This is a genomic window from Asanoa hainanensis (assembly GCF_900188485.1).
GTDB classification, from domain to species: domain Bacteria; phylum Actinomycetota; class Actinomycetes; order Mycobacteriales; family Micromonosporaceae; genus Asanoa; species Asanoa hainanensis.
Genome location: NZ_FZPH01000002.1, coordinates 638640 through 664696, shown reverse-complemented (window position 1 = coordinate 664696; position 26057 = coordinate 638640). Strand labels below are relative to the sequence as shown.

At 64.4% G+C, this 26057-nt stretch carries 17 protein-coding genes; 10 read left to right on the top strand and 7 right to left on the bottom strand.

Translation table 11 applies throughout. The annotated features are described in order from the left end of the window. Window positions 1-35 precede the first annotated feature (35 nt). The 3 genes from CHC05_RS06925 to CHC05_RS06915 all read left to right on the top strand — a co-directional run bounded on the left by CHC05_RS06925 (window position 36) and on the right by CHC05_RS06915 (window position 2133). Window positions 36-497 (top strand): hypothetical protein, encoded by a 462-nt coding sequence (locus tag CHC05_RS06925; protein ID WP_089245830.1) that lies wholly within the window; start codon window positions 36-38, stop codon window positions 495-497. 13 nt (window positions 498-510) lie between these two features. Then, a complete protein-coding gene (locus CHC05_RS06920; RefSeq protein ID WP_144022504.1) occupies window positions 511-1323 on the top strand; it encodes a hypothetical protein in 813 nt (270 codons plus the stop codon). A 120-nt stretch (window positions 1324-1443) separates the two neighbouring features. Further along, a complete protein-coding gene (locus CHC05_RS06915) occupies window positions 1444-2133 on the top strand; it encodes a GGDEF domain-containing protein (RefSeq protein ID WP_179266075.1) in 690 nt (229 codons plus the stop codon). A 10-nt stretch (window positions 2134-2143) separates the two neighbouring features. On the opposite strand, the gene CHC05_RS06910 is transcribed toward CHC05_RS06915, so the two are convergent. Then, entirely contained in the window at window positions 2144-2359 is a 216-nt protein-coding gene (locus CHC05_RS06910; protein ID WP_089245824.1) for a winged helix-turn-helix domain-containing protein, read from the bottom strand. 330 nt (window positions 2360-2689) lie between these two features. Between CHC05_RS06910 and CHC05_RS40570 the strand changes: the two genes are divergently transcribed. From CHC05_RS40570 to CHC05_RS40565, 3 genes are all read left to right on the top strand, one after another. Then, a complete protein-coding gene (locus tag CHC05_RS40570) occupies window positions 2690-2980 on the top strand; it encodes a hypothetical protein (protein ID WP_144022503.1) in 291 nt (96 codons plus the stop codon). A 1125-nt stretch (window positions 2981-4105) separates the two neighbouring features. After that, a complete protein-coding gene (locus CHC05_RS43385; RefSeq protein ID WP_425426710.1) occupies window positions 4106-4750 on the top strand; it encodes a class I SAM-dependent methyltransferase in 645 nt (214 codons plus the stop codon). Next, complete coding sequence (locus tag CHC05_RS40565) at window positions 4750-5328, top strand: hypothetical protein (RefSeq protein ID WP_144022502.1); 579 nt, start codon at window positions 4750-4752, stop codon at window positions 5326-5328. The genes CHC05_RS43385 and CHC05_RS40565 overlap by 1 nt, the downstream gene beginning before the upstream one ends. Before the next feature lie 112 nt (window positions 5329-5440). On the opposite strand, the gene CHC05_RS06895 is transcribed toward CHC05_RS40565, so the two are convergent. After that, window positions 5441-6919, bottom strand: coding sequence for a DNA phosphorothioation-associated putative methyltransferase (locus CHC05_RS06895; protein WP_179266074.1), 1479 nt, complete (start codon window positions 6917-6919; stop codon window positions 5441-5443). 216 nt (window positions 6920-7135) lie between these two features. Between CHC05_RS06895 and CHC05_RS40560 the strand changes: the two genes are divergently transcribed. Then, a complete protein-coding gene (locus CHC05_RS40560) occupies window positions 7136-7510 on the top strand; it encodes a hypothetical protein (protein WP_144022501.1) in 375 nt (124 codons plus the stop codon). On the opposite strand, the gene CHC05_RS06890 is transcribed toward CHC05_RS40560, so the two are convergent. From CHC05_RS06890 to CHC05_RS06875, 4 genes are read right to left on the bottom strand one after another with little or no spacing between them, the layout of a single operon-like run. After that, the gene (locus CHC05_RS06890) at window positions 7507-8346 is read right to left on the bottom strand and encodes a phosphoadenosine phosphosulfate reductase domain-containing protein (RefSeq protein WP_089245815.1); all 840 of its coding nucleotides are present in this window, start codon (window positions 8344-8346) and stop codon (window positions 7507-7509) included. The genes CHC05_RS40560 and CHC05_RS06890 overlap by 4 nt on opposite strands. Further along, entirely contained in the window at window positions 8343-11912 is a 3570-nt protein-coding gene (locus CHC05_RS06885; RefSeq protein WP_089245813.1) for a hypothetical protein, read from the bottom strand. The genes CHC05_RS06890 and CHC05_RS06885 overlap by 4 nt, the downstream gene beginning before the upstream one ends. Then, a complete protein-coding gene (locus CHC05_RS06880; protein ID WP_089245811.1) occupies window positions 11909-13018 on the bottom strand; it encodes a DUF4007 family protein in 1110 nt (369 codons plus the stop codon). The genes CHC05_RS06885 and CHC05_RS06880 overlap by 4 nt, the downstream gene beginning before the upstream one ends. Then, the gene (locus CHC05_RS06875) at window positions 13011-14228 is read right to left on the bottom strand and encodes a cysteine desulfurase family protein (protein WP_245870683.1); all 1218 of its coding nucleotides are present in this window, start codon (window positions 14226-14228) and stop codon (window positions 13011-13013) included. Before CHC05_RS06875 ends, CHC05_RS06880 begins: the two co-directional genes overlap by 8 nt. 760 nt (window positions 14229-14988) lie before the next feature. On the opposite strand from CHC05_RS06875, the gene CHC05_RS06870 reads away from it, so the two are divergent. The 3 genes from CHC05_RS06870 to CHC05_RS06860 are packed head-to-tail and all read left to right on the top strand — an operon-like array spanning window position 14989 to window position 19381. Continuing rightward, entirely contained in the window at window positions 14989-16590 is a 1602-nt protein-coding gene (locus CHC05_RS06870) for a DEAD/DEAH box helicase (RefSeq protein ID WP_089245807.1), read from the top strand. Continuing rightward, window positions 16587-18476, top strand: coding sequence for an ATP-binding protein (locus CHC05_RS06865; protein WP_218824460.1), 1890 nt, complete (start codon window positions 16587-16589; stop codon window positions 18474-18476). The genes CHC05_RS06870 and CHC05_RS06865 overlap by 4 nt, the downstream gene beginning before the upstream one ends. Further along, entirely contained in the window at window positions 18473-19381 is a 909-nt protein-coding gene (locus CHC05_RS06860) for a hypothetical protein (protein WP_089245803.1), read from the top strand. The genes CHC05_RS06865 and CHC05_RS06860 overlap by 4 nt, the downstream gene beginning before the upstream one ends. A 261-nt stretch (window positions 19382-19642) precedes the next feature. Here CHC05_RS06860 and CHC05_RS06855 read toward each other — a convergent pair whose 3' ends face one another. Next, the gene (locus tag CHC05_RS06855) at window positions 19643-25870 is read right to left on the bottom strand and encodes an ATP-binding protein (protein ID WP_089245801.1); all 6228 of its coding nucleotides are present in this window, start codon (window positions 25868-25870) and stop codon (window positions 19643-19645) included. Between the last annotated feature and the right edge of the window lie 187 nt (window positions 25871-26057).

Below are 26057 nucleotides of genomic sequence, written 5' to 3'. Positions count from 1 at the left end.
ACGACCGCCGCTCAATCACGCCTCAAGGAGGCAACATGCTCAAGCCCGCGTGGTACCTCGTCAGCGGCGACTTTCTCGCCGAGCCGTTCCTGACAGCGGACCATCCGAAAGCCCATCAACTCGCGACGGCCTACGCGTCGGCCGTCGTGCTCCTCAGCGACGAAGGACTCTTCGACCGCGAGCACACCGAACTCGCAGTGCGGCTCGGACTGCTGTCAGCGACACGGCTCCTCGACACCGCAACCAATGGCATCGGGATCAGCGACAAAGACGAGCTGGCTCGGGTCGTGAACGGCATGGCGCTGCTGCATGCCTACCTCGCCCAGACGCTCCAACGCTTCGCCGATCTCGCCAGGATCGCCGCTGCGGCCGGCACATCGCCCGCCGGCTTCACTCGGGAGGTTGCCGACGCGCTCACTAGCGCGGGCGATGGCGGCGAGTTCGTCGCGGGCGATCTCAAGCGCGCGTACCTGGCCCTAGTCAGCCCGGCCGAGTAGTCGGAGCGTGGTCATGTCCGCCTACCTCGTCAGCGTGTATCACAACCTCACCTCCCGGTTCATGCCGTACAACGACGGCGACTGGCTCACCGGAGCCATTAGTTGCCGTCCCGGTCTTGGAACGCACGCCACCCCGAAGAACGCGGCCGACTGGGCGTTCCACGCCTTCAACGTCGACCTCGACCAGTTCTGGTTGCCTCGCATGGAACTGGCAGATGCAGAGGCGAGGGTGGCTCCATGGGTCTACCGGATAGTCGGCTTGCGGTCGTTGTCAGTCGGCGACGTCGTCGCCATTGAGACCGCCTCGGACGGAGAGACCTGGGTGGCTTGCGAACCGCAGGGCTGGCGCCCGATCACTGCGCCCACCCACATCGACGGTGATCCGCTCAACGTCGAGACCGTCCGCCCGTACCTCAGGGGGCAGTCAGCGGCGAACACCGGGCGCGTGACTGAGCCAGGCATGGAAGTCCATCGCCTGTGCATCTTCGACCTGTCGCTCGACTGCGGCCACATCGCCACCGTGGCCGTCAACGGCTGGCATCCGGTCAACGTCGCCTGCTGCGACCGCCTCGGCGGAATAGCGGTGCACGGCGACTACGCCGTCTACTCGTCCTCGGTCGACTACGTCAACCCGCTCTCGGAGCGGTACGAGGATCGTCAACCGGGTGCCTGCAGGGAACTTACCGTCCTACTGCGACGGCGGCCATGCACCGACGAGCCCACACAACCGTCGTGGCACGGAGAGCCGACCAGCGCAGGTCGCTTCCCCGTCCGCGTCGGTGCGACATGGCATATCGGGTCTGAGGCGTCCCCCTCCGAGCAGTAGACCCGTCGATTCCCGAAGCGAAACAAGTGGCCCGCCATCTGGCGGGCCTTTGTCGTTATGGACCCGGGACGTCACGCCTCGAGACGGCGACGTCCCGGGTTCTCCAAAAGGAGGACCTCGGTGTTCCCACTCTTGGCTTTGATCGCCACGAGCGCGGCCGGCTTCGCCCTGGGCCTGCTCACGAGCTGGCCCTTCATCCGCCGCATGCGACAGCAGATTGTCGACGTAGGAGAACTGCTGATCCGAGATCGACTCACTGGGCTCTACAACCGCGACGGCCTCCTGGCCGCGCACAGCGTCGCGATCCACTCGACCCGTCGAACGATGATCCTCGTCCTCCTGGACTTGGACAACTTCAAGGTCGTCAACGACACCTGGGGCCATGACGCGGGCGACTCTCTCCTCACGACCGTGGCCGAACGGATCCGCGACGTCGCCGCCGCCTTCGGCGGCACCGCCGCACGGCTGTCCGGGGACGAATACGCCGCGCACCTCCCGGCAGGAGATCACCAACTGCGGCACGTGGGGCAGGCGTTCATCGCCCGGATAGCCCAGCCGACCAGCCTGACCGTGAACGGCGCCACGATCACGCTAACTCCCACCGTGAGCGCGGGACTGGCCCTCGCCGACCCGAGCGACCCGATCGAACACGTCGTCCTGCGCCGAGCCGACGCCGCGATGTACCACGCCAAGCACAACGACGGCGGCAACAGCTACGCGGTCTACCAGCTCGGAATGACGATGCCCACCGCCGCCGGCCGCCGGGGACTCCGACCACGAGACCGCCGAGACGGAAGCGGCCGTGCCTGACCCGAAGTCGTCAGCGTTCCTTTACGAAGACCCCGACGCCGAACAGCGTTTCCGTGAGTCCCTTGAGGCGAAGGACGAGCATCGACCTGTCGATGACGGGCTCCGTCACGCCGTAGTGGGCAGTGAGCTGCGAGCGACTCGGCAACTTCGAGCCGGGAGGAAACTCGCCGGACTCGATCCGGGCTTCAAGGTCTTCGGCAATCTGCTCATACCTGTACTGCGGCAACGGAGGGCCTTTCGCGGTTGGCCTTCATAGGAATACATCCAAAGCCGTGGCTTGACTACCCAATGGTCCATTGGGAACCTGTGACGGCGACCCCACCGGTTGGCACTGGGGGTCGCGGGCGCCGCGCCGTAGCGCGACGACGCCCAGCTAGGGCCTGGGTTGAGCATTCCGAGTTGGCCCTTGTTGAGGCTCATCGACCGAGCCCCAGGGCCGGTGTCCATCGAAGAGATGGGCACCGGCCACCTGCTTGCCTGGCCTGACTACGCCCGGCCAGCAGCGCAGAGCAATCACAAACGCAGTGGCACGAAGCTACTGAGAAGGAGGAACACCGTGGAACAACTGATCAAGCACCCACCGTGGTGCCGCCGCGTGAACTGCTCGACAACCGGCAGGCACGCCTCTCTGCCCCTACAAGCAGACAATGCTGATGATCTCATCGGCATCGAAGTCACGCTCGTGCAACTGGACGCTCAGGGCCTCACGCTCGTGCGACCGGACGCTCAGCCCCTCACGCTTGTGGAGCTGTCGTTCACGGAGGACGGCGTAACGACCACCTTCACCGTCCCGGAACGCCAAGTCCGCACACTGGAGGGCGTCCTGAACCAACTCGTCAACGCGTGAGCGGTGGCGAAACCAGCGATCACCGCCGCTCGCCACCCGCCGCCCAGCCAAACTCCGGACCCCGACGAACTAGTCGGGGTCCTGCCTTGTGCCTGTGGAATCCATGAGTGCGACAAACGGGCCGCGCGTAACGCGGCACAGAAAGCCCACCGACGTACGCATCGAGTCTGCCATCCGTTGCCGCGCGGCACCTGGCGACCGCAACCTGGCCACGCTCACAGCGCTTACCCGACCGTGCTACCTCTGGATTCGTCCTGCTGAATCTGCCTGCGCCCGTCGCTCCGCCTCCGAACGATCAAGCGGTGACAAGATCCGTCCACCGCGCTCACCGCAAGGAATGGCTGTGAGCGGCTCCGTCGGGATCGCGGGAGGCTGAAAATATCCCCTGCACCGATGATCGCCACAAGCCCGCTCAGGAGATCTTGCGGCCTCCCTCGCAGATATGAAACGCGATCTACGCTGGGATTGTATCGATTGCGACCGTCGTGGTCGCCGTCCAAGCGTTGGTACCGTTCGCCTTTGGACCTCGGTCGACCTGGCGCAAGGGCGATCAGACGAACAGCCTGGCTGGTCGGTGCTGTTGTGGCCCGACCTCCCCCTGACATTGTTCGTATCGGTCATTTACGCCGTCGTGTCCCCGCGCGCGTCCGGCCCGGTGGTGTCTCGCCGCTACAGGCGGCGTCAACCTGCGGATCCTCGGCGTGCTCGTCCTTGTTGTCGACCGCGATCGACGCGGGGCTGCGATTAGCTTCGCCGCCCACCCTCCACCCGTCTGCGCCTTCGCCGCTCAGCTGGCCGAACACACGCTTGTTACCGGCAAGGCCCGCGGAGCGGTCAGCGGCGGCGTTGCATTCGACGGCCAGCAGCGACGGTCGCCCTACGCAGCGGGCCCGGCCCAGAACAAACTGAGTCTGCCGGAGCCACGGCTGGGCCGACAATCGCGGTGGCTCAGGCGATTCGTGCCGGCAAAGCTGCAGCTTGATCGGGCCGAACGCCGCTTCCGTGAAGTCCGACAGCTTCGCGCGGTGAGTCGTCCGCCACCAGTGCCGTCGACGGCAACGTAAGGCCGCCAACCACGAACGCTCAGAGGGACGGATTGTCGTACCTATCGGCTAGTGTCACGACGTGAGCAAAGGTCACCTTTCCTCTGGATGGGCTGCGACGCCGGTAGGTGCCGTGACGGAGACCGTCGCTGCGTACGACTTGGGCGCGGAGGAGTACAGCCAGCGGTTCGCCTCCGTTGACTTTCAGCGTTATCTCATGACTTTCCTCAACGAGCTTCCGGCGAGGTCAGTGGTTCTGGACGCTGGATGCGGCCCAGGGCGCGACCTCGCTCGTCTCTCAAACCTCGGGCGCGCAGTGGTGGGGCTCGATCTATCTAGCGGCATGATTTCGTGCGCCCGACGAGCCGCGCCGCGGGCCCAACTAGCTAATGGCGACGTTCGGTTCTTGCCCTTCGCTGGATCGACCTTCGGCGGAGTCTGGCATTGCGCGTCATTGGTTCATTTGTCGCCTCCGGATGTCACTCGTGCCGTTACTGAAGCACGGCGGGTCCTACTCCCTAACGGAGTCCTCTTTCTCTCCGTAGCCAGCGGCGAGGGCGCGGAATGGCGCCCAGCTGGGAATGGCAGACGGTGGTTCCATTACTACCGCCTCAGCCAACTTATCAGAATCGTGGAGCAGGCTGGGCTGGTCGTTCTCTCGGCCGCCGAAGAACCCGGAATCGCGCACGGGAAATGGATCAACATCTTCTCACGGAAGAGTGCGTGATGAGCTTCATCGTGGCTGCCGACAGTCCGACCGTGCAGGGCGTGAATGTCACTTTGCTGGCGGCGGCAATCGCCGCCGGCGCCGGAATATTGGCGGCAGTGCTTTCGTATCTTGGCGTCAGAGGAACTCGCAAAGCCGCAGAGATCCAGCGCGATAGAGACTATCGGATCCGACAACTGAGCGAGTTGTACGGTCCTCTATACATGAGGCGCAAGTTGAGTAGGAAGCTTTGGAGGCAACTGCCGGGCATTCCCGATGCCATTCCGGGCGTCACAAAGTGGAATTTGATCGATCATATTGAAGAGATAAAGGGTGAAGAGACCGAGCGTCGGCGGCTGATTGTTGAGCGCATCCTCCGGATCAACGACGAGCTCACCGAGATAATCATAGGTCGGGCTGGGCTTTTGGATCAGTTCCCGCCCCCAGAAAGCTTTGAGGCCTTCCTGGAGCATGCCGCGACACTCCGAACATATTGGGATCGCGGGAAGAATGCGACGGGAGTCGGATATTTACCATTTCCGCAACGCATGGATGATGATGTAGCTGCCACGATCAAGAAACTTCGCGCAGCGTTATAGCGCCGCTGAATGGTGTGCCGGCTGCCTCGGGCGCCTTGGGGAGGTTTGGCATGAACTCGGAACGTCGTCAATTTGATTCTGCGGATTCCTGACCGGCGTTTTATGGTGCCATTCAATCACGGTCTGCGATGCGGACGAGTCGGTGGCCGGCTAGCCGGTATCCTCGATCCTTAAGGCGCTGTTCCCATCCGCTGAGTGTCCCAATGGTCGTGGTCTCGAGCAGCAGGCCTGCCCGCTCTTCCTGTTTGGTTAGGCGGGCGAACTTTTCCCGGCCTGGGTAATCAAGCGCTACGAACGTCTCTTTGCGATGGAGTAGAGGCGGGTTCGTTGATTCTCGAAAGTCGGTGAACTTGACGTCGAGTTTCCGTAGGTCTACACGCAGAGACCTCGACAACGTCGGGTGCGGTGACTTATCAAAGTTCGGATATGACAAATACGAAACTTTGGCGGCTGTTCGCGAAAGTTTTATGATTGTCGACTCTGTTACGGTGCCTGTTAGTGCCCGCGCGCATCCCTCGTAGATCCGCAGGAGTGGGTCGAGTGATTGAATTGCCGCCGCATGGATATACAAGGCGTCGGCAACGAGCTTCCCGATTTGGGAGCGAATACACGCGTTGTTCAGCGCTCTTTGGTCCGCAATGGCGTGTAACAGTTGATCTGCCCTCGAACAGGCCTCTCTGTAAGATCCGAAGATGCCGCGTATGTCGAGAAGCATGTCCCTTGGAAGCTCATAGGCTCTCGGGCGTCCTCTGAATGCGGCGAGTGCGAGATAGACCAACAGGTCTTGTTCTGTTCGATGACGGGCTTGTTCGAGATCTCTGTCCCAGTCCTCGCTTCCGATGATGGTGCGCAGGGTCGCTGCCGCTTGGTTTAAGGATCGGAATCCCCTCAAGAGTCGGTCTGAAGGCTCCGGCATTTCTTCGGGCTCGGGAAGGCGGCCACGGTTGGCTATGAAGCTGGCGAGCGCGTTCAGATCCTCGCGATGAGCATCGTAGAGGGCTTGACGTATTCGTGGTTGGCGTGTGGACACAGCTCGGTGTCGCGTGCGTGAGGCCAGGAAGGTCTCGGCGTCGGCGGTTCGCCGGAAGATGTAGAAGATTCCGGGAGCGGCAGCGACGCTGTTGTAGCGGAGCTCCTTGTTGATCCAGGTTCGCAATTCTTCCTGGGTGTAGAACTTCTGGAAAGTACCGCGCTTGGTGATGACGCCATCGCCGTGGCGGTGGCCGCTGACGGTTCGAGCCTCCCAGTCGGGTCGAGCTGCGACGATAAGTACACGGGTGGCCAGCGCCCATGCTGACGCCAACGTTTCCGCTCGTTCGGCGGGGTCTTCGATCACATTGATGACGTATCCGAGGTTGACCACGTCAGCGGCATGCTGCTGGGCGTGTGGGCTGTACCCGGGATCCCAGCCGTGCGCAGTGAACCCCATCTCCTGGAGAAGCGTGATGTCTCCACCGCGTCCGCAGCCGTAGTCGAACAGTGTTAACTCGGGCCTCAGAATTCCGTCCGCCAACGCGAGTGAGACGGGTTTGGACAGGTGTGGTCGGGTGATCGCGGTCTGGTGTCGAGGAATCACCTGAGCGCCGTCCATCGTTATCGATCCTGCTGGTTTTGTCGCCGAGATCACACAGGTTACTCGCTCGGACGCACCCGCGTGCCGCGATGCCGTAACGGCGTCCATCCTCTCTGTAGCGTTGTGGTGCTCGCTGCTGATGTGAATCGATCATTCACCAAGCGAGCTAGGCTTGACCTGGTCGGGTCTTTCGGGGACACAGTCTAGTGATCGGACCTGACCACTGGAGCTAAGGTGTTCGTAAAAGCATTCTATGTTGCCGCTAACCAAGTTGAGTTCGCGGTTGAAAATTCGGCCGGCGAAAAGGCTGTATATATCGCGCCCGTTATCCCACCGTCGTCGGTGCAAAGGGCTACCGGAACTTTCCGTGACCCAGCATCGTTAGTCGACCTGACGCCAACGATGGTTTCCGCATTGTTCGAGGCCCAAGAGCCTGGCTCGGGAAAGGTTGTGGCGCTGATCGTTCACACGGTGAGCCGGCGCGCCGCAGCAGTTGGATTGTTCGCTGATGCGACGGACGCCAGGTCATGGTGGCGCCAGTCTTTCAACAGATTGGCCAAGGATGCGGACGTGTTGTTTGTGCCTGTCGTTGTAGAGGGCGACGCTTAGACGTGGCATACGGCGCATCCCGCTTCGTCGCTGTCCTCGTCTAGTGCATCAGAGAGCACCTCGATGAGGGGCAGGTTCCGGCGGGGCTTTGCCGCAGCGCGAGCGAGCGCTGCGGTATGCCGTTGTTCGATCTCGTCGCGCCGTTCGAGGAGGTCGCGCAGCGACTCTCCTTGCGACCATGTGTACTGGCGGCCGCGCATGGCGGTAGCTTGGTAGTTCACTTTGTCTTCGTACTCGACAGCTCGCTCGAAGAGGTCGGGGTGCCGCTCTGCAAGGCCAACCCACTCGTGTTTGCGTTGGAAGAAGCAGAAGTAACAGCCGGAGCGGGTCCGCCATTCGTAGTACGCCGGTAGCCCGATGCCGGATTCGTCCAGGATGCGATTAACCCCCTCCCGGTCAATGCCATCTTCCCTGAAAGGGAACACGGCGTTGATATTGGGTTTGGTGCTCACATAGCCGAGGCGGTTCTCGTCTGCCCGGATGGCGACGTAAGAAACGGCGGGACTGTCGCCGAGCCATTCCTCGAGCGGCCTAATCTTAAGGTTCTTTGTGCACCATCGCATGGATGCGCTCGGAAGCGTTCCCTGGTAGACCTGAAGCCAGTGGTCGAAGTCGCGGGTCGCGTTGAGCCGTACGATCTGTTTGCCGAGGGCAGCCTCGAGTCGGTTGAGGTAGTCGTACGTCTCGGGTAGCTCAGCGCCAGTGTCGCAGAAGAAGTATTCCATCTGTGGCACCTTGGTCCGCATGTAGATCGCCAGGGCGGAGGAGTCCTTGCCTCCCGAGATGCCCAGGACGTGGCGGGTCTCCTCGGTAGTTCGTTGCCGCGGTGCGGTCATCGGGTCGACTTCCTTCTCGTGGAGGGTGCACTGTCGCTGACAGTGTCGTTCTCGGCTGTGACACTTTCGGCCAGTAGAGCGAGCAGCGCCCGCTCGCCGTTCTCGCTGATCGCTTCGCGTGCTAGGCGGATCACCTCGGGCAGCAGCGCCTCCGCGCGCCCGCGTTCGTCGTCGGAGAAGTGGACGACGGTGTGGAGCTCTCGTCCGTTGGGGTGGGTGATGGTGATCGCCTGGGAGGCGAACGCGCGCGTCGCTTCTTGGCGCACGGGCTGATGCAGGTTGGCCAACCGCTCGATGGCGCGAGCGACGGCGCGGACCTCGTGGGCGAAGGCTGTGATGTCGCCGTCGCGCCAATCGGAGAGCCCGCGACCGACGATCCGCACGACAAATGGGTCTAGCCACTCGCCGTCTTTGAGCACGGTGTCTTGAGCCAGTGCGATGGCACCACGCACTTTTGCTTCGACCAGGTTCACGTTGGCAAGGTGTCGGGTGTACGCAGCGAGCCGTTCGCGCAATTTGCCGAGGTTCGTGGGCATGTGGAATGCGTCCGCGATGGCCTTGATGACCTGTGCGCGTAGCCGCTCGTCCGCGCCGCCGATCTCGGTGAGCGCCTTGTTCAGCGACTCGGCGTAACGGCGAGCCGCTTGTTCATCCACCTTGCCGAGCGCCGGGATCGGCGGGAGGCCGAGAGCGGTGGGTAGGTCGGTGAACAACAGAGTGTCGGGTTCCCGGGCCGTCTTGAGCGCCTGGCGTACAGCGCGTGCCTTCTCGGGGATCTGTTGGGTGTGGTCGGCGTACGCAGACAGCGTCCTTGCCCGGTCGAGCAGCTGGCGAGTAATCGCCAACGGCTCCACGTTGCGGACGTTCATCGGGGGCACTGCAGGCAATCGGGCGCCGATCTCATGGGCAATCTCGGTCACCGCGGTCTTGCGCGGACCGGCCTGCAGACCCATGGCCTTGACGGCGAACCGTTCCGGATTCTTGATCATCCGCTCGGCGAGAGCGTCGGTCAGCCGAGTCTGGTAAGTACCCTCCTCGAACAGGGCGAGTTCCTGGCTGCCGATGATGAGCGCCGTGAGCACGATGATCGGAATGACGCCGGGTCGTATCCCGAAGGGTGGCGATTCGAGGAGTTCGTAGACCGCGTCAAGCCGCAGCGGTTCGGTCGTCGCCTGCATCTGCTGCCGCATGGCGTTCCATGCTGGGTACAGCGAGTTGCCGGGCTTCGGCTCGAAGAATCCGAACGGAAGCAGCTCAGCGTCGTCATCGGCGCGCTGGTTCGTGGGACGGTGAAGGTCGAGGTACTCCAAGACTCCGCTGTACATCGCACGTTCGGGCCCGTAGCCCTCAATTCCGAGGTACTGCCGGGTCGGGGACTTGATCATGGCGGTGATCAGCTCGCGGCGCGCTTTTGCCGCTTGGCTGGTCAGCTTGTGTCTCCCCAACAGTTCGTTGCGGATGTGCGGTGCGTGGGGGAACACGCTCTCGCATGCCTTGGAGACCAACTCGGCGAGGCTTCTGCCCTTGATGGTTCCCGCGTCAGCGTTGTAGCTGGCGGCGCTCGCCTTGGCCGGCAGCAGATACCAGGTTGGGGCGAGTTGGCTCGGCAGGAAGGCCTCTGCTACCCGAGTGGCCAGTTCGGCGCTCGCCTGCGCGATGCGTTCGCTGATCTCGGCGCTGGCGACGGCGTCGAGTTCAACATTGGACGGTAGCTCGTGCAGGGCATGCAAGTAGCGCGCGGTGCTGAGCACTTTTTGGGCATGGGCGCTTACGCCGGCGATAATAGGGCGGTCGGTTCGGACCGTGGGAATGGTGTCCTTTTCTCCGAAGTGAAACAAGAGGAGTCCGTCTTCGGCATCAGCGGCGGACGGCCCGACAAGCTCAGGCGACCCGGCATCGGTTGCCCTGGTGACGAAGTGGCGTAACATTCCGGTTCGTTGGCTGTGTTTTCCAGCGACTACAGCTGTCGGCAGATAGGTCGAGATGACCTTGACCGCAGCGTGATCGTCGCAGGCGCTGATCAACTGCTCAATGTGACCGGTCAAGTCGACATCGCTGCCCTGCCATACCCGATACTCATCGCTGAATTGTCGATATACTAGGAAGCCGCGTTCGACGAGGCTGGTGACTTGGTCGGCGAGTTGTTGCCGGGCTTTGCCGTCGTTCAGTGCGATGGGGTCGCTCAAGGCGAACAGAATGGTGTCCATACTGGCGCGTAGCGCACCAGAGGCGTCGACGAGGTTCAGCATGCCGATGGTCTTAAGGATGACCTGATCTTGCTCGGGAAGACCGTTGGCCTCGGCGATGCGGTTATCGATTTCCATCCATCGGCTTGCGTTCGCCGAGGCCAGGATGGTGGTGCGGCCTGCAGTGAGGAAGTAGTCGAACGCGTCGGCGATACGAACCGTGGACGCCCAAGTGGGTCGGGCCGAGGCGTGGGTAGAGACGAAGCGTCTCACCGTGTAGGGCTCGTCGTTCGCGATAAATCCGGTCATGCTCCGGTCGTGCTGGCCGATCTGCGCAGCGAGCAGCGGCGCGACCACGGTTGTAAGCGGGTGTAGAGGATATACATCGGCGAACATGTCGTCGTCCGCGGCGAGGACACCTTCGAGACCGCGTTCCGCCCATGCCTGAGTGGACGCGGCCGCGTGCTTGGCGATGAGCTTGCGGCCCACCGTTGACACGCCCTTGTGGTCGAGGATCCGGCGAACCAGCGCGACGGTGTCGCCGAGATGGATCGTCATCAGGATATCTTCGAACCGGCCCTGGACCTTTGCCCATTCCCGGCTCTGCAACGCGCTTGCTCGCGACGCGTAGTCCGCAAACGAAAGGTGCTGCAGCGTGAGCAGGTAGAGCGGCACGCCCCGGCTGCCGGCCCCGAGCTCTGCGAGCTCCTGAAGCAAGAACACGTCGCTGCCCGCATCGCTGAACTCGCCGTGTGAAGCGAGGTGCTCCAACGACTTACCGAACTCGTCGACGACCAGCATGACCGGCGCCTGATCGCAGAGGACCTTGATGGCAGATACCAGTTCCCGACTACTGAAACCAGGAGCTGTGAGCGGCGCAAGGGCACGGCGCACGGTCGTGGGCATGTCGTCGTTGTCCCACGCTTCGGCGGCACCATCGAGGAGCGCCCGAGTGATGCTGTCAAGCAGTGGCTCTCGTCGCGCGGTGACGACGCAAGTGATGAATCCGTTGGGTGCGGTGCGGTCGCGGGAGGCCGTCAAACGGCGGGCGAGGATTGGACTCGTTTCGGCGAGGACCTTCTCGGCCTCTGCGCGACGACTGCCTGGGCGGCCGAGCAACGACACAACGACTAGGGCGAGCGTGGACTTGCCTGACCCATAGGGACCGGTCAATGACCAGGCTCGAGTGTGGGCTTGATCCTCAAGCGCCGCAGTGACGCGTTCGAGCATGTCCTGCGCCCGGATTCCGATGTGCACCGGGCCGAGATGCTCGTTACGGACGTCGCGCTCGAGGTTCGTCGATCGCAGCCGGGTGCTGACGATGTTGATCCCCGCCGGCGTCTGAGCGTTAACGGTTGAGCGTGCGCCTGTGGACGTCATACCAGGGCTCCTGCGAGTCGGTCGAGGGTCGGTTGATCGAGCAGGTCGACGCGGCCACGTCGCCGCATTTCGCGCAGCATCCCGGGCGGCAGACTCGCGTACCACGCCTCCCGACTCGGGAAGCGTTCGCGAGTTCGGACGTTGCCGTAGTAGCCATCCAGTACATCCCATGCCGCTTCTTTGGGGTTGGCATCGAACCGCAGGCTGCGCTGTCCGATGCCTTCCACCAAGGTCAGCTGCGGGTGTTCTGCGGCGATCTCCTCCAGCGCATGCGCGATCTCCGGCTCCCTGAGCCGGAATGCCCGCCCCGGGCCACCCGGCTCGTTAGTGAGACGCGCTAGGGCGATGGAACCGCCCTGCAGCGGCTCGCTGCGCGCGGCGTAGTCCAGGCACGCATAGGTCACCAGGGCGGGCGGCAACGAGGTCCGGGCGGTGCTTGTGAAATGCCAACGACTAGCGGCGTTATTTCTGCCGAATCCCGTGGGCTCTAGGAGCCCAAGTTCCCGGAATGGCGAGTCCAGCAGATCTTCAAAGCTTCCCCCTGGCCCCGCGGTCGGTTCACGGCGGCGCGCGTACATCTTGGTGAGACAGTCGGCGTCCTTGGCGATGGACGCTTCGACCGGAGGCTCCCAGCCAGCCAGCCGCACGTGACGCAGAGTGGTCTCAGTGAGATCGCCAGTGGTGAATCGTGATGTTGACTGTGCGTGGAAGGCGACCCACCAGGTCGGGGTGTAGCAGGGCTTCGCCAGGAGCCACCAATGCAAGAGCCAGAGGCTTGCGGTGTCCTCCAGGTAGGGATCGGCGCCATCCTCATCCAACAGCCACCGCGCTTCCCACGTGGGGGAGGCAACGTTGGCCCGGGACGTTGGATCTTTCGGGTACTCGACGGTCAGCTTGAACGCATACGACCAGAACCTGATCGCGTTGACCATGTTCTTCCCCACGCCCAACGTCACCGTCGCGTCGTCGCGCAGGAAGACGTCGCTACCAACGTTCTGATCAGTTAGGGCGCTATAAGCCTTGTGTAGCCAGCCGAACCGTGGGTGAAAGGTTTCGTGGCGGGAGAACGACGGCTCGGCGACGTCCTTGAGCTTGGTTTCAAGCATCGTGTCTCCGCTGTCCTTCCTGTCCCCCGGCGAGTCCGGAGGCGGTCGTTGTGGTGTTCGGATACAGAGCAGCGCGAACTCGGCGCGCAGCGTCGATCACGTGGTGGGCGGCGTCATCGATGTCAACGGTGGTGGTGGCATACCCAAGAGAGAAGCGGATGGTGCAGTCGGCTTCGTCCCGGGTGAGACCCATAGCGAGCAAGACACGGCTCGGTTCTAGCGCACCGGACGAGCAGGCGCTGCCCTCGGACGCTGCGAGGGCGGGCATTGCGGCAAGCACCGCATCGGCCGGCAGCCCGTCAAAGGTCAGACTTGAGACGCCGGGGAGGCGAAGGTCAGGGTGCCCGTTCCGGCGCGTGCCGGGTAGGGCTGTCATGACAGCGGTCTCGAAGCGGTCTCGCAGCAATCGGACGCGCACCATTTCTTGATCGAGGTGACAGGCGGCAGCATCCGCGGCAGCACCTAGGCCGACGATGCCGGGGACGTTCAGGGTCCCTGGCCGCTGCCCGCGTTCATGACCTCCGCCGTACGCCAACGGACGAATCGCCAAAGCTGTGTCGCGGCGCACGAACAGCCCCCCGACGCCTTGCGGGGCACCGAACTTATGGCCGGAGAGCGACAGCGCATCAAGCTGAAGCTTGCGAAGATCGATGGGCAGTCGGCCCACCAGCTGAGTCGCGTCAGAATGAACCAGCGTGCCCGCTTCATGCGACAACTTCACAACAAGATCCAGGTCGTTCAACACTCCGGTCTCATTGTTCGCCGCCATGATCGACACCAAGGCAGGTCTCGCCGAGAGAGCCTCCTCCAACTCATCGAGACGCAGCGTGCCGTCGCGGTAGACACCAATGGTATGTACCGTGCCGCCGGCGTGTGCGGCTACCTCGGCGGCGGCCTCGCTTACGGCAGGGTGCTCTACGGCGCTAACGACCAAATCGCAACCGGGTCCTGCAGCGGAGCGGATCGCCAGGTTGTTGGCCTCAGTCGCTCCAGAGGTGAAGATCAGCTCATTCGCGGCGCACCCCAGCAGTGTCGCAACCTGCGCGCGCGCCCGATCGACCGCATAGGCGGCTTCTTGGCCGGGGCCGTGCGCGCTCGAGGCGTTGCCGACCGTGCGGAGGGCCGTCGTGGTTGCTGCCAACGCTTCCGGCCGTATCGGAGCGGTGGCGTTGTAATCGAGGTAAACGATGGCGGTGCCTGTCTGGACCACCCTTCCCCCTTCGCTCGTGTCCACCCTATGGGCTGGTGGGAATCCGCGGAACCTCCGACACACACCACCAGGCGTGATCATGGGTTGCTAGGTTACCGTACAAATGTCCTGTTCCGACGGTGAGCGAGTCTTGGTGGGCTCTCCACGGCGACGGGTTCAACTCAACGGGACGTCGGGAGCAACGGTACGGACTAGGTGGCCACCGCCGCCTCCGTGGGAACGGCCGACGCGAGGGATGCGCCCGTACTTGAAGATGCCGCACATGCGCATCGATCACCGCCTGTGGCGACTCCGCCCGGCTCGCCCAAGAGCTGTCGACGTCACCGGGCGGTCGCGTTCCAGTCCATCTTGCGAAGCGTCGGCCGGATCGCTGCGTCGCCTCCTTTGAGCTGATCCCTGATCAGAACGCAGGCTCGATGTGCTCCTGGTGGTCGAGAAGCTCCGGCGGCGCGCTGCCTCCAGGAGTAAATCGAGACCTGATGGCCCGGCCAAATGCGTGGTGTAGCGAAGTCTCCTTGAGGAAGTCGTGAGTGTGTCGCTTGTGCACAGACCGTTGCGATGATCGCTAGATCTTCCGGGGAGTGGATCGGAGCCCGGCAAAGGTCATACAAACGGCTCTATTACCGACTGCACCGACCGCGTTACCCTTGACGTCGTTCTGTCGTACCCGAATGCGCTCCTGAGTCAGGGAAGGCCTCAACGGCACGATGCACCGAGGGCTAGCAGAGGTGATCATCACGTGACATCGTGGTCACCGGGCATGTCGTTCAAAGCCGTCCTCGAGTGTGCACCGGTCTCTTACGTCCGCGATCAACTTGGCACCGACCTATGTAATCTGCTCGACCTCATCGAGGGGGGCGTCGCCGAGGACGCGAAGCTGCGTGCTGTGGCGGCCGGTGCCATCGACGCCGAGAAGCTGATCGCCGGGCACGACACCCGCGAAGCCTTTCTCACATACCTGCCCGCGTCTAAACAGGCTGAACTGGCGCATCGGCTCGGCAATGACGACGGGCAGGACCCGGCGGCGTACCTAAAGTCGGCGAAGTGGACTGTGCACCAGCGCCAAGAGCTGCTGGAGTTCCTCGGATTCACCGTGGACAGGGTCCCTACGCCGGCGATACGGCCGGCCGGGGAGTACGAGCCGAGTTATGGTCTGTTCCCGCACCAGCGGGACGCAGCTGCACGCGTACGCGACCACCTGTACGACGGAATCCGACGGGTCGTTTTACACCTACCCACCGGCGTGGGCAAGACCCGCACCGGAATGAACCTTATCTGCGACCATTTGCGGCAGCACGAGCCGGCGCTCGTTGTCTGGCTCGCACATGGGCAGGAGCTACTGGAGCAAGCGGCTGCCGAGTTCGGACGTGCGTGGTCGAAGCTAGGCAACCGTCCCGTGGACCTAGTCCGCCTCTGGGGAGGTGAGAGCAGCGACCTCGCCGAGGTCAATGACGGGCTACTAGTTCTCGGTGTTGAGAAAGCCGTGTCAGCCGCCAAGCGCGACGAGATGTTCCTGCGCCGCCTCGCCGCCAAGAGCAATCTCGTCGTGTTCGACGAGGCGCATCAGATCATTGCGCCGACCTACCAACGCGTCGTCGAAGACCTGACCATCAACCCTCGCGCTAGCCTCCTTGGTCTCACGGCCACACCTGGCAGGACCTGGGCCGAGATCGCCAAGGATGAGCAGCTCTCGTCCTTCTTCTTTCGCCAGAAGGTAATGCTTCGCATTGACGGCTACGCCAATCCGGTGACGGCCCTCATTGACCAGGGCTACCTCTCCCGGCCCACCATGCGCACGGTCGCATCGGAAACTGGTCTGCACCTGACCGACAGCGACCGGCGCCTGTTGGCAACCTCCTTCGACATCCCCGCCGATATCGTCACAAAGCTCGCCAGCGACGAGCAGTGGAACCTGCAGGTGGTGCGGACCGCCCTCGACCTGGTCAAGCGGCACCATCGCATCCTCGTTTTTGCTGCCTCGGTGGACCACTGCCGGCTTATCGCGGCCGTGCTGTCCGCGCTTGGGCTTGACGCGGCCTTCGTCACCGGCGAGTCGGCGCCTCGGCACCGTACACAGGTGATCAACCGCTTCAAGAGCGGATCACCGCGGCCCATGGTGCTCTGCAACTACGGCGTGCTGACAACCGGCTTCGATGCTCCAGCGGCGAGCGCGGCGATCATCGCGCGGCCAACCAAGTCGCTCGTGCTCTACAGCCAGATGGTCGGCAGAGTCATCCGCGGCCCGAAGGCCGGCGGTACACCCGAATGCGAGATCGTCACCGTGGTCGACCCAGAGCTGCCCGGGTTCGGTGACGTGGCCGAAGCCTTCATCAACTGGGAAGACGTATGGGAGGCAGCGTGACTGACGCGGCAACCGGTTATCGAATCGTCAGCCCGGAGCTGACGGTCAAGGCGATGCGCGACAGCGGCTACAAGAACACCGCATACGCGTTGGCGGAGCTCATCGACAACAGCATCGATGCCGAAGCCCATCTGGTGGAGGTCTTTGCCTGTGAGGAGAGGCCCAAGCCTGGTGAAAGCCACGTAAGGCCACGTATCGAGACGATCGCCGTGCTCGACAACGGCAAGGGCATGGACGGCGACACGCTGCGGCGCGCGCTGAAGTTCGGCGACGGGCGCGGCGGTGACAGCAAACGCATCGGCCGTTTCGGCATGGGCCTGCCGAACTCCAGCATGTCCCAATGCCGCAGGGTCGGAGTCTGGTCCTGGACCAACGGCGCCGGCAACGCGCTCTACACCTACCTCTCGCTCGACGAGATCCTCAATGGCCTCGACGATGTCCCCGAGCCAGTGCACCAGCGCGTCCCCGACGAATGGCAACAGCTAAGCCAAGGCCTCGGCGAGGCGGGGACGCTTGTGGTCTGGAGCGATCTCGAGCGTGTCATGTGGTACGGAGCCGCCGCGACTCTACGCAACACAGAGGAACTCATTGGTCGAGTCTACCGGCACTACCTAAATCCAGGTGAAGGCTCTGGCCACCGCAGCGTCGAGATCCGGCTTGTGCCCGTGCGTGACGGCGCCATTATCGAGGGCGAACGGCCCGTACGCCCCAATGACCCGCTCTACCTGACCGCCAAGACCTGTACGCCCCCACCGTTCGCAGACAAGCCGATGTTCATGCCGTTCAACATGGGCGACGGTGACAACCCCGGCGTGGTCCACATGCCCATCACCTACGACGGGCAGACACACAACGTCATCATCAGGGCGTCCATCGCCCGCCCGGAAGCACGCCAGTCCGATGTGAGCGGCCATCCTTGGCCGGCAAACGCGAACAAGAACGTCGAACCTGGCCAGCAGCTGTGGGGCAAGCACGCCAAGCGCAACATCGGTGTCTCCCTCGTCCGCCAGGGCCGCGAACTCGATCTCGATACGTCATGGGCAATCGGTTACGACCCAGTCGAACGATGGTGGGGCGTGGAGGTCGACTTCCCGCGCGAGCTCGACGCGGCCTTCGGCGTTACCAACAACAAGCAGACCGCGACTAACTTCTCGGCGCTGGCCCACTTCGATTGGGAGGCTGAAGCCGAGCCGGGCGAGACCTTCAAGGCGTTCAAGGATCGCCTTAACGAGCGCGGCGATCCGCGGCTGCCGCTGATCGACCTGGCGTTCTACTTGCAGGAGCGGCTGCTGCCGAGCATGCGCCGCCAGCTCCGCCAGCAGCGGGTGGGTGCTCGCACGAACAAGCGCCACGAGGACGAGGCCGCCAACAAGGCAAACGACGCGATCAACCGGCGCCGGGAGGAAGGTCGCCTCGGCCAGACCGACAAATTGGACCAGGAGACCGAACCGGAGCAGAAGCGTCAGGAACAAGTCGACGCGCTCACCAGTCGGCATCACATCGACAAGCAGACCGCGGAGTCGCTCGTCGATGAGGACCTGGCCAGCGACATTCGCGTGCGGTGGATCTCCAGCTTCCAGGACTCGCCCGCCTTCTTCAGCATCGACCTCATGGCTGGCATGCTGCAAGTCATCTTCAACAGCAACCACCCGCTACACCGCGAACTCATCGCCGTTCTCGAAGATGTCCCTGATCACGCCGAGGCAGACGCTCTCCGCGAGCGTCTTAGCCGGGCTGCGAACACCTTCAAGCTCTTGCTGTTCTCGTGGGCCAGGATGGAGGACGAGATCCCGGGCGAGAAGCAGCGCGCGAAGATTAGCGAGGCACGCCAAGACTGGGGCCGCTACGCCCGGGACTTCATTGACGGCGAGGACGACGACGAATGAGTGCCGGTGACGAACGCATCTGGCAACAGGTGCGGACACTGATCCACGGCGCCGCCGACAACGTTCAGCTGATCGCTCCCTTCATCAAGCTCGACGTCTTCCGAGCCGTGCTCTCGGCGACGCCGACTTCGGTCCAGCGGATCGACTGCGTAACCCGCTGGTCGGCCGCTGAGGTCGCCGCCGGCGTATCTGACCCCGAGATCATTTATTTGGTGCGCGAGGACCAGCGTCTCCGTGTGCGCCTGTGTCACAATCTGCACGCAAAACTTTTCCTCGCGGACACGGCTGGCCTCGCTGGATCAGCGAATATGACTCGTAAGGCATTCGGCACTGCCCCAAAGCCCAACCTTGAACTCCTCGTCGAGGTCGGTGCGGACCACCCTGAGATCCAATACCTGCTCCAGTACATTGAGCTGACTGCTGTTCCTGCCACCGAAATTATGGCCATAGCCATCCGAGAACAGGCGAAGCTGCTTCAGGAAACAGAAGGCACTGCCATCATCATTCCGGGCGATGACGCCCCCCCTGCGGCTTGGTATCCGAGTACTCGCCGGCCGGACCGCCTCTACGCCGTATACCTCGGTAAGGCCGACGCGTCGCCAGCGGTGCGCGACGGATGCGTCCGTGACCTCGCCTTCCTCGGTGTGCCGCCGGGTCTCGACGAAGCCGCCTTTAACGACGCGGTTCGAGAGCGCCTCGGAGCGATACCCGAGGTGAGGGGCCTTCTCAAGGGGGAACGACTGACAAACCTGGACATCCAGTTGTCGATTGGCAACAGGATCGGGCTTGGGTCAAGCGAGGCCCGTCGGGTTGCCGAGACGATAGCCGAGTGGTTGAAGTATTTCGACCACTTCTACATGGATGTCGCTACGTGGGAACTCCGACCTGGACAGGAGCACATGTAGCCTCACGCAGCATCCGGGCAAGTCATTCGTCTGGCCAGTCGGACGGTACGCAGAAGCCCCCGGCGCGGCATGGCACGCCCAGTGGCCCCGCGCACCGTCGAGTCGCCCGTGGGTGCGTCCGGGTGCCTCCACATGGCATCCCGGCGCCCTCCGCTGCTGCTGCGCCATGTCCGGACATTGCAAACATACGGCCAGGCTTGCCGAGTATTCAGCAGCGGCGGCTTCATGACTGGCAGACGAACGTCTTTCGCTCTGGTCAGATCAGCGCGGCTCTGCAAGCGGGATGCGGTAGCGGCTGGTCTCTGCGGCCGGCCGGTCCTCGCGGAGGCGGGCGGGCAGGGTCCGCTGGACGAGGAGACTACGCCGCAGCGGCCCGAACGACTGGCGTAGTTCAGCGAGACCAGTGTCGCTCAGGACAACTTGCCAGCCCTCGGCGCAGTATGTATGGCCGGGCGCCTGGTGGCTGAGCTGTCCACGCGCGCGCCGGATCGAGCGCGCCCTCCAGGTTCCGTCGTCGCCGTGCCAGCAGAAGAGTTCGGTCACGTCGGGTGTCCAGCCCAGGTGGCGGCCGACCGCAGGGTGGAGCGCTAGCCACCGGTACCACGGTGGGTCGGTGTGCATCTCCCATCCCTCGACAACCAATTGCTCGTCTGCCCAGACCAGGTCCGGAACCTGGGAGTAGTTGTTTGCAGGCGTGGAGCTCGTCTCCCACAGTTCTCGGCGAGGCAGCATGACGCCGCCCGCGTCGGCCAGGCCGTGAGCGGTCCGAATGGTCCGGCGCTCCTCGGGCTTCCCCCACTCCAACTGGGCCCACTCGGTGGACTCCGCCAGCACGTACGTCGATGTCACTTCCGCCGCGCTCGCGTACGTCTGTGCAGCGTCCTCTGTCTGCTTGCACCAGCCCCGAACGTCGTAGCTCGCGTCGGTGGGCGCGCGCCACGGGGCCGGTGTCGTGTCGTCTAGCGGCTCGGGAACTACGTGTACCAGCACCTCGTCGATGAGCCCGAGCGCGTAGGAGGGTGCGGCGATACCACGATCGAGGGCCCCGGCGTCCACCAGTTCGGCGAGGACAATCCCGAGCGCGCGACGCCCAGCCATGAACCCCCACGGGCGGTAAGTGTGGCGCTGCGCTCGGGTCGCCAAGCGGGTTGCGTGTGCTTTGTGCCCACCGCGCAACCACGGCATTTCCAGGGCAACCGCGATGGCAGCTGCGCGGTGTAGGACGGCTTCCGTTTGCAGTCCTGCGACCCTAGCCGCAATGCGTAGAGGTTCGTCGAACGGCGCGAGGATCTGCTGCGGATCATGCATGTCGATCATAGGAACCCCACGGCTGTCTGGTTCCGGTGCGGCGCGCGCTGGCAATGGTGGCAGCGCCAGCTCGTAGGTGCGCGCCAGCGGACGCGATGGGGGCACGGGGGCGGCGAGCCCGTGCCGAGCGCACAGCTGCCGGGCAAGATCGCGGCAAATCGCGTCATCCGACGCCGCTGCCGTTGCGAGTGACTCTGCGAGCGCGGACGACAACGCGCCCTGCGGCGGCTCGTACACGGCCAGGGTATGCAGCGCTGCTTCTGCCTGCCATCCGCCCTTTCCGTTGGACTCGGCGAGCACGGTCTCCGCCTCCGTGCGCGCCATGTCGAGTCCAGCGTGCAGGACGCGCCTAGCGCCGAAGTCGCGTGGCCGAACGGGGTGGCCAAAGTAGCCTGCGACCCATCGCAGCAGCGCCTCTACTGGCGTGCCGGCAGCGGCGACTGGCTCCTCGGGGCGGGGCACGCCGTGGGCTGCGGGCGCATACACGTCGAGGTGTTCCGCCACCTGCGGCCACGCGGATGCGACGGCGCGTTCGCCGGCGATCGTCTCGAGGATCCGGCGCAGGTCGGTGGGCTGGATCTGCCCCGACAAAGCACCGGTCGACAACGCCCCGGCGAGATCGGAGGCTGCCAGTCGTGCGATAGTCGGATCATGGTGCCGCAGCGCAGCCCGCAGCAGGTTGAGGCGGCTGCCGCCGTCGTAGTGGTGGATCCAGCCGTAGGCCGGAGTGCGGGCGAGGGCGCCGGCGAGCACTTCTGCGGCCGGCTCGGCCAGTCCGGCTCGTGCGGCCAGCGCGGCGATGCCGCCAAGGGCCTCGCCGTCGAGATGCAGCCGGGCCGCTTCCTTCAGCAGGGCCCCGGCAACGGCAAACCCCACATCATCGCCAGCCACTGCCTCGACCGCGCGACCCCAGTCGAGGGGCCCGGCGCCCGCGTTCGAGGTGCGGCGCATCTCAGCCAACAACGCTGTAACGCTCGTTGGAGACGCTGCCAGCGCCGGGACGTCGCCAGGTTCCGTCGACGCGGCGACTGGACTAGCGCTGTCCGAACCCTCGAAGTGGAGGCTGTCGGCGTCTTCCGGCACCGACCACACCGCGATGGCATCGTCGATGGTGGCGACCGCCTGCGGCGTTCGCGGATCCAGGCGCTGCTCGATCCTCCGACGTAGCTCGTGGGAGGGCTGCCTGCGCAACGGGATGAGCAGCTCCGCTGCCGCTACGGCGACGAGTTCAACCGATACTTGCGGGTCACTCGCACTTCCCAGCAGTACGGCCTCGACCGCATCGTCCTCTTCGATGATGCCGGTCTCGCACAGTGACTCTGCCAGCGTCGTGCTCAGCGGGGCATCCACCGGCCACACCAATTGGATGAGCTGTGCGGCCGCCTCGGCAACGTCCTGGTCGGCGTCGTTTGCCGCGGCGAGCCGGCCTGCGTAGCAACGGGCAGCAGCGAGGAACTCCTCGCGCGTCAGCACGCTGTCGGCGGCAGCAACGCTCAGCCAGTCGAGCCAGGCGGTCAGCTGCCGGTCGTCGTGGTGAATGCCGGGGCCCCAGGACGTGCGCAGCGCTGACCGGACGGCGCCCTCAGCCCGCTGCAAGGTCCCGGCCTTGCTCCAACCTTTCGCCTGATCGAGCCAGATTTCAGCCAGCTCGTGCGGTCCGGCGGCCAACCCCCCAATGGCGGCGTCGAGTCGTTCGAGATGATGGCGCACGCGAACGATAACATCGGCCTTCGCGACGGACAGCACAGCGCGCAGGACATGCAACTGCCGCTGCGGTGGCCAGAACTTGGCGCGATGCGGGTCGTCCCAAGCTGCGGCGAACCGGTCGAGGAGCGCATTGACAGAGTCCGGTCCGCCAGCCGCAGCGAGACGCGTGAGCCGCCGGAACAGCCCGGGTGCCGCGTCCTGGACGTAGTACCAACCTGTCCAATCCCTTGTCTGGCGATTCGGCACCTCGAACAGGCGGATAATTGGATCTGCCTCAGCAGCGACGTTCGGTGTGCTCCCGCGGCCGATGTCGGCTGCAGCCTGGCGCCCCTCCAGTTGCGCCAGAGTGTTCAGGGCGTGCCGAAACCGTTCCGTTCCGGCGTCGCGCAGGTTGGGCGGAGCCGTTGACGAGACGCCTGTGGGCGCGGCGCTGGCCGCAGTACGCAAGACGCGCAGCTTGGCCAGGTCGATGAACGTCTGGAACGGCGTCAACCCGTCCTGCCCCGACGGAACGGACGGCCAATCGGCGACGGTGCCGGGCGGCACGAGCAGATCGACTTCAGGGGCATCAGCTAGACCGCTGGCGACAAGCATGTCCCCGGCCCTGAGGCGAAGGCTGAGCGGGACCACACCTGGCTCCGTTGGTGAGCCGTCCTCTTCATCGTGTTCGTCGTCTCGGTCGAACGTATGAAGCTTGACAACCTCGCGGGTCCAACGCAGCACCGAGCTCACGTCGCCGTCCTCGCAGGCTGCGATTGCGTGCACCACCCGCGCCCGAGCGCGCCAGCCCACGGACGACTCCTGGTCGATCCTGTCGCGCAGGATCGTCAAGCCGGTCTCGTCACGGACCTCGCTGAGCAGATCGAAACACCGGGCCAGCATCACGTTGCGTGCCGACGCGATCTGAGCGATGCGTTCTTCGTGCTCACGTCGGCGACGCTTGGCACCCTTCGCCTGGCCGTCGAGTGCAGCCGGCGGATCTTCGGGCACAGGGTCGGCGGTCGGCGCCGTCAGCTGGTCATCGAGTTGCGCGAGCACTTCGTCAAGACCGGAGATGCGATATGTCACCTCAGCCCAGTCGGCAGCGCTCCTGGGTGTGTCGCGGACGATCTCGGCCAAAGCTCCAGCAGCGCGCAGAATCTGCACCGCGGCCTCAAAGCACCCGGAGCGGGTGAAGCGGACGGCGACATCAAGCGCGGCCCCCACCGGCACCCGCAACAGACCCGCTGCGACGACGTGCTCGACAGCTCGCTCGGGTGGTCCAAGGTAGACCATCACGCTGGCGAGTTTCTCGGCGCTGATGACCAGCTCTCGCTGCCAGAGCTCGTTATGGAACAGCAGCATTCGAACGAGGCTGGCGAAATCGCTCGTGTCGGCGGCTGCCCGCAGCGCGAGCCGTGCCTGGTCTCGCACGACGGCGATCGGGCGCAGCGCCAACAGCTTGTCCCGCAGCAGGTTTGGCGTCGCCAGCTCAATGACCCGTGCGTAATCCCCTGCTAGGTAACGATGCGCCAACTCCTCATCCCGGTACAGGGTCCACCGCTGATCGGAGCGTCCGCAGACGTCGGCCAGCGCGACGTGCAGGTCCCGGTCCCGCCCGACGTCGAACGTCCCGGCGACTCGGGACGTCTCCTCCGTGAGGAACCGCCGGAAGCTGTTGTGGATGAATCGCCACACCGTTCCTTCGCGGCGAAAGAACGTCGCCGTCCTCTGTACGAACTCCTCAAGTACCGGCGTCGCTACCCATGTCTTGAGCCACTCGAGATCCATTGGTGTGCGCAGACGGGCGACCGCAGCCACAACGTCGAGCAGCTCGCGATCCTCACCGACGGCGAGCAGGTAACCGCGGTATCGGACCCCGACCTCCCGGCCGTACGCCGAGGCATCGCTTAGCAGCGAATCCGCGGCCAGTCTACGCAGCTGCGGATCAGTCTCCACGGACTCCAGCGCCGCGAGATCCTGCAGGAGATAAGTCAACGCAAGCGGGTGACCCTCGCTCGCGGCGACGAGGCGTTCGCACTGGCCGGGAAGCAGCCACTCGCCTGGCCCAGCGGCATCGGCCAGCCGAAGCACCTCGCCCGGCGCCAGCGGCGGCAGCTCCACCGTCCGGTCCTCGGTGGTCAGCGCTTCACAAATCGGCCGCGGCAGGATGCTAGTCGTCTGTGTGCCGAGCACGACGAAGACGCCCTCTGGTATGCCTGCCGGTGCGGGCAACTCCTCTAGAAGCGAACGCGACGGGTTTTGCTCGCGCGGGATGTGGTCGAGCCCATCGACCACGATGACGGTCGCTTCCTCGCTGTCACGCCACCGCTCTCCGGCGTCGGTAAGTTGCTCCTGCAGCGCTGCACGCTGGGTACGCAGGTCGTTGGCGTAGCCGCGGCGGCGGAAGCCGACACCTTCCAGCGCGAGACTGACGTCGTGCAGGAAGCTGTCGGCCTCGCCGCGCCCACTCAGCGGGTCCGAGGCGTCTGGAACAAACGCGTAGTACCGGACAACCCGCCGCTGTGGCCAGGTCAAGCTGGCCAGTAACGTCGACTTGCCCGCACCGGCCGGACCGACCAACGCAACGTAGCCACCCGTCAGCTCGTCAAGCCGTACCTGCAGTTGCCGCCGGGCAGTCTCGTTTGCCGTATAGACGGCGGGCATCGGGAAGGCATGAGGGTTCCGGAAGCGCAGCCTGTCGGTCCAGCCGAGCCGCTCGAGTAGCGCCTCGCGGCTCAGCTGTATCGGCCGGGCCGGGTCAGCGACCAGCGCCTGCAGAGTCGCGGCGAGGTGCTCCAGGTCGTTGTCTCGGGGTGCCTCGTCTGGACGCAACAGTTGATCTTCCACGGCAGGGCCGAAGTGTAAATCCAGATCGCCGACGAACGCAGCAAACGCGTCGACGTCCAGCCCAGTCGCGATGCGCAGTGCCTCCCACGCCGGCTGCCAGCCGGTCACCTCGGGCAGAGTCGCCACCTGTGACCAGCCGTCGCTGCCAGCGCGCAGGCGCTCTCGAGTCGGTATCCACGACCTGGCCAAGAAGGCGGCAAAATGCCGGGGCGGCTGCGCGGAACAGGACCCCAGGACAGAGCCCTCACGCGGTGGGGTCACCGAGGGGTTCTCGTTGCTCCACAGCCGGATCTCGAGCGGTCCGGACCAGTTCTCACGAATGTGTTGCCACGCCTGCGCAAGCCGCCCGATGAGCGGTGTCGCATCCTTCGAAGCGTTGACCAGTTCGGCCCAGCCAAAGACGCCGGGGTACTGCGCCCACTTAACCTGCAGGGCGTACCGGGTTCCCCCGGCCTGGAACTGGAAATCGTCCGCGACCCCCGCGTCGGGGTCCGCGACTCGAATCCACTCCAGACTAGTGATCTTCGCGCGCACGGTCCGCGCAGCCAGCCCGTACTGACCACTGAATCCGACAACGGCGGCGCGCTCACCATCGGCTGGACGCGCACCGACATCGCTGATGACGCTGGGCTGCTCTAGAGGCACGCGTCCATTGTCACCTGCCCACACACACCGCAAGTGTGACACCCAGAGCCGACCGCTCCTGAGCGTTCTCAGCGGTGGCGGCAGTGCCGGACGCTGCTGTAGATCCGCTGTGCAACCAGCAGCAAGCCACCGGCCAACGATGGCCGACGCGACGCGGTCCACGGCCGGCATATCAGGGCCCACCAGC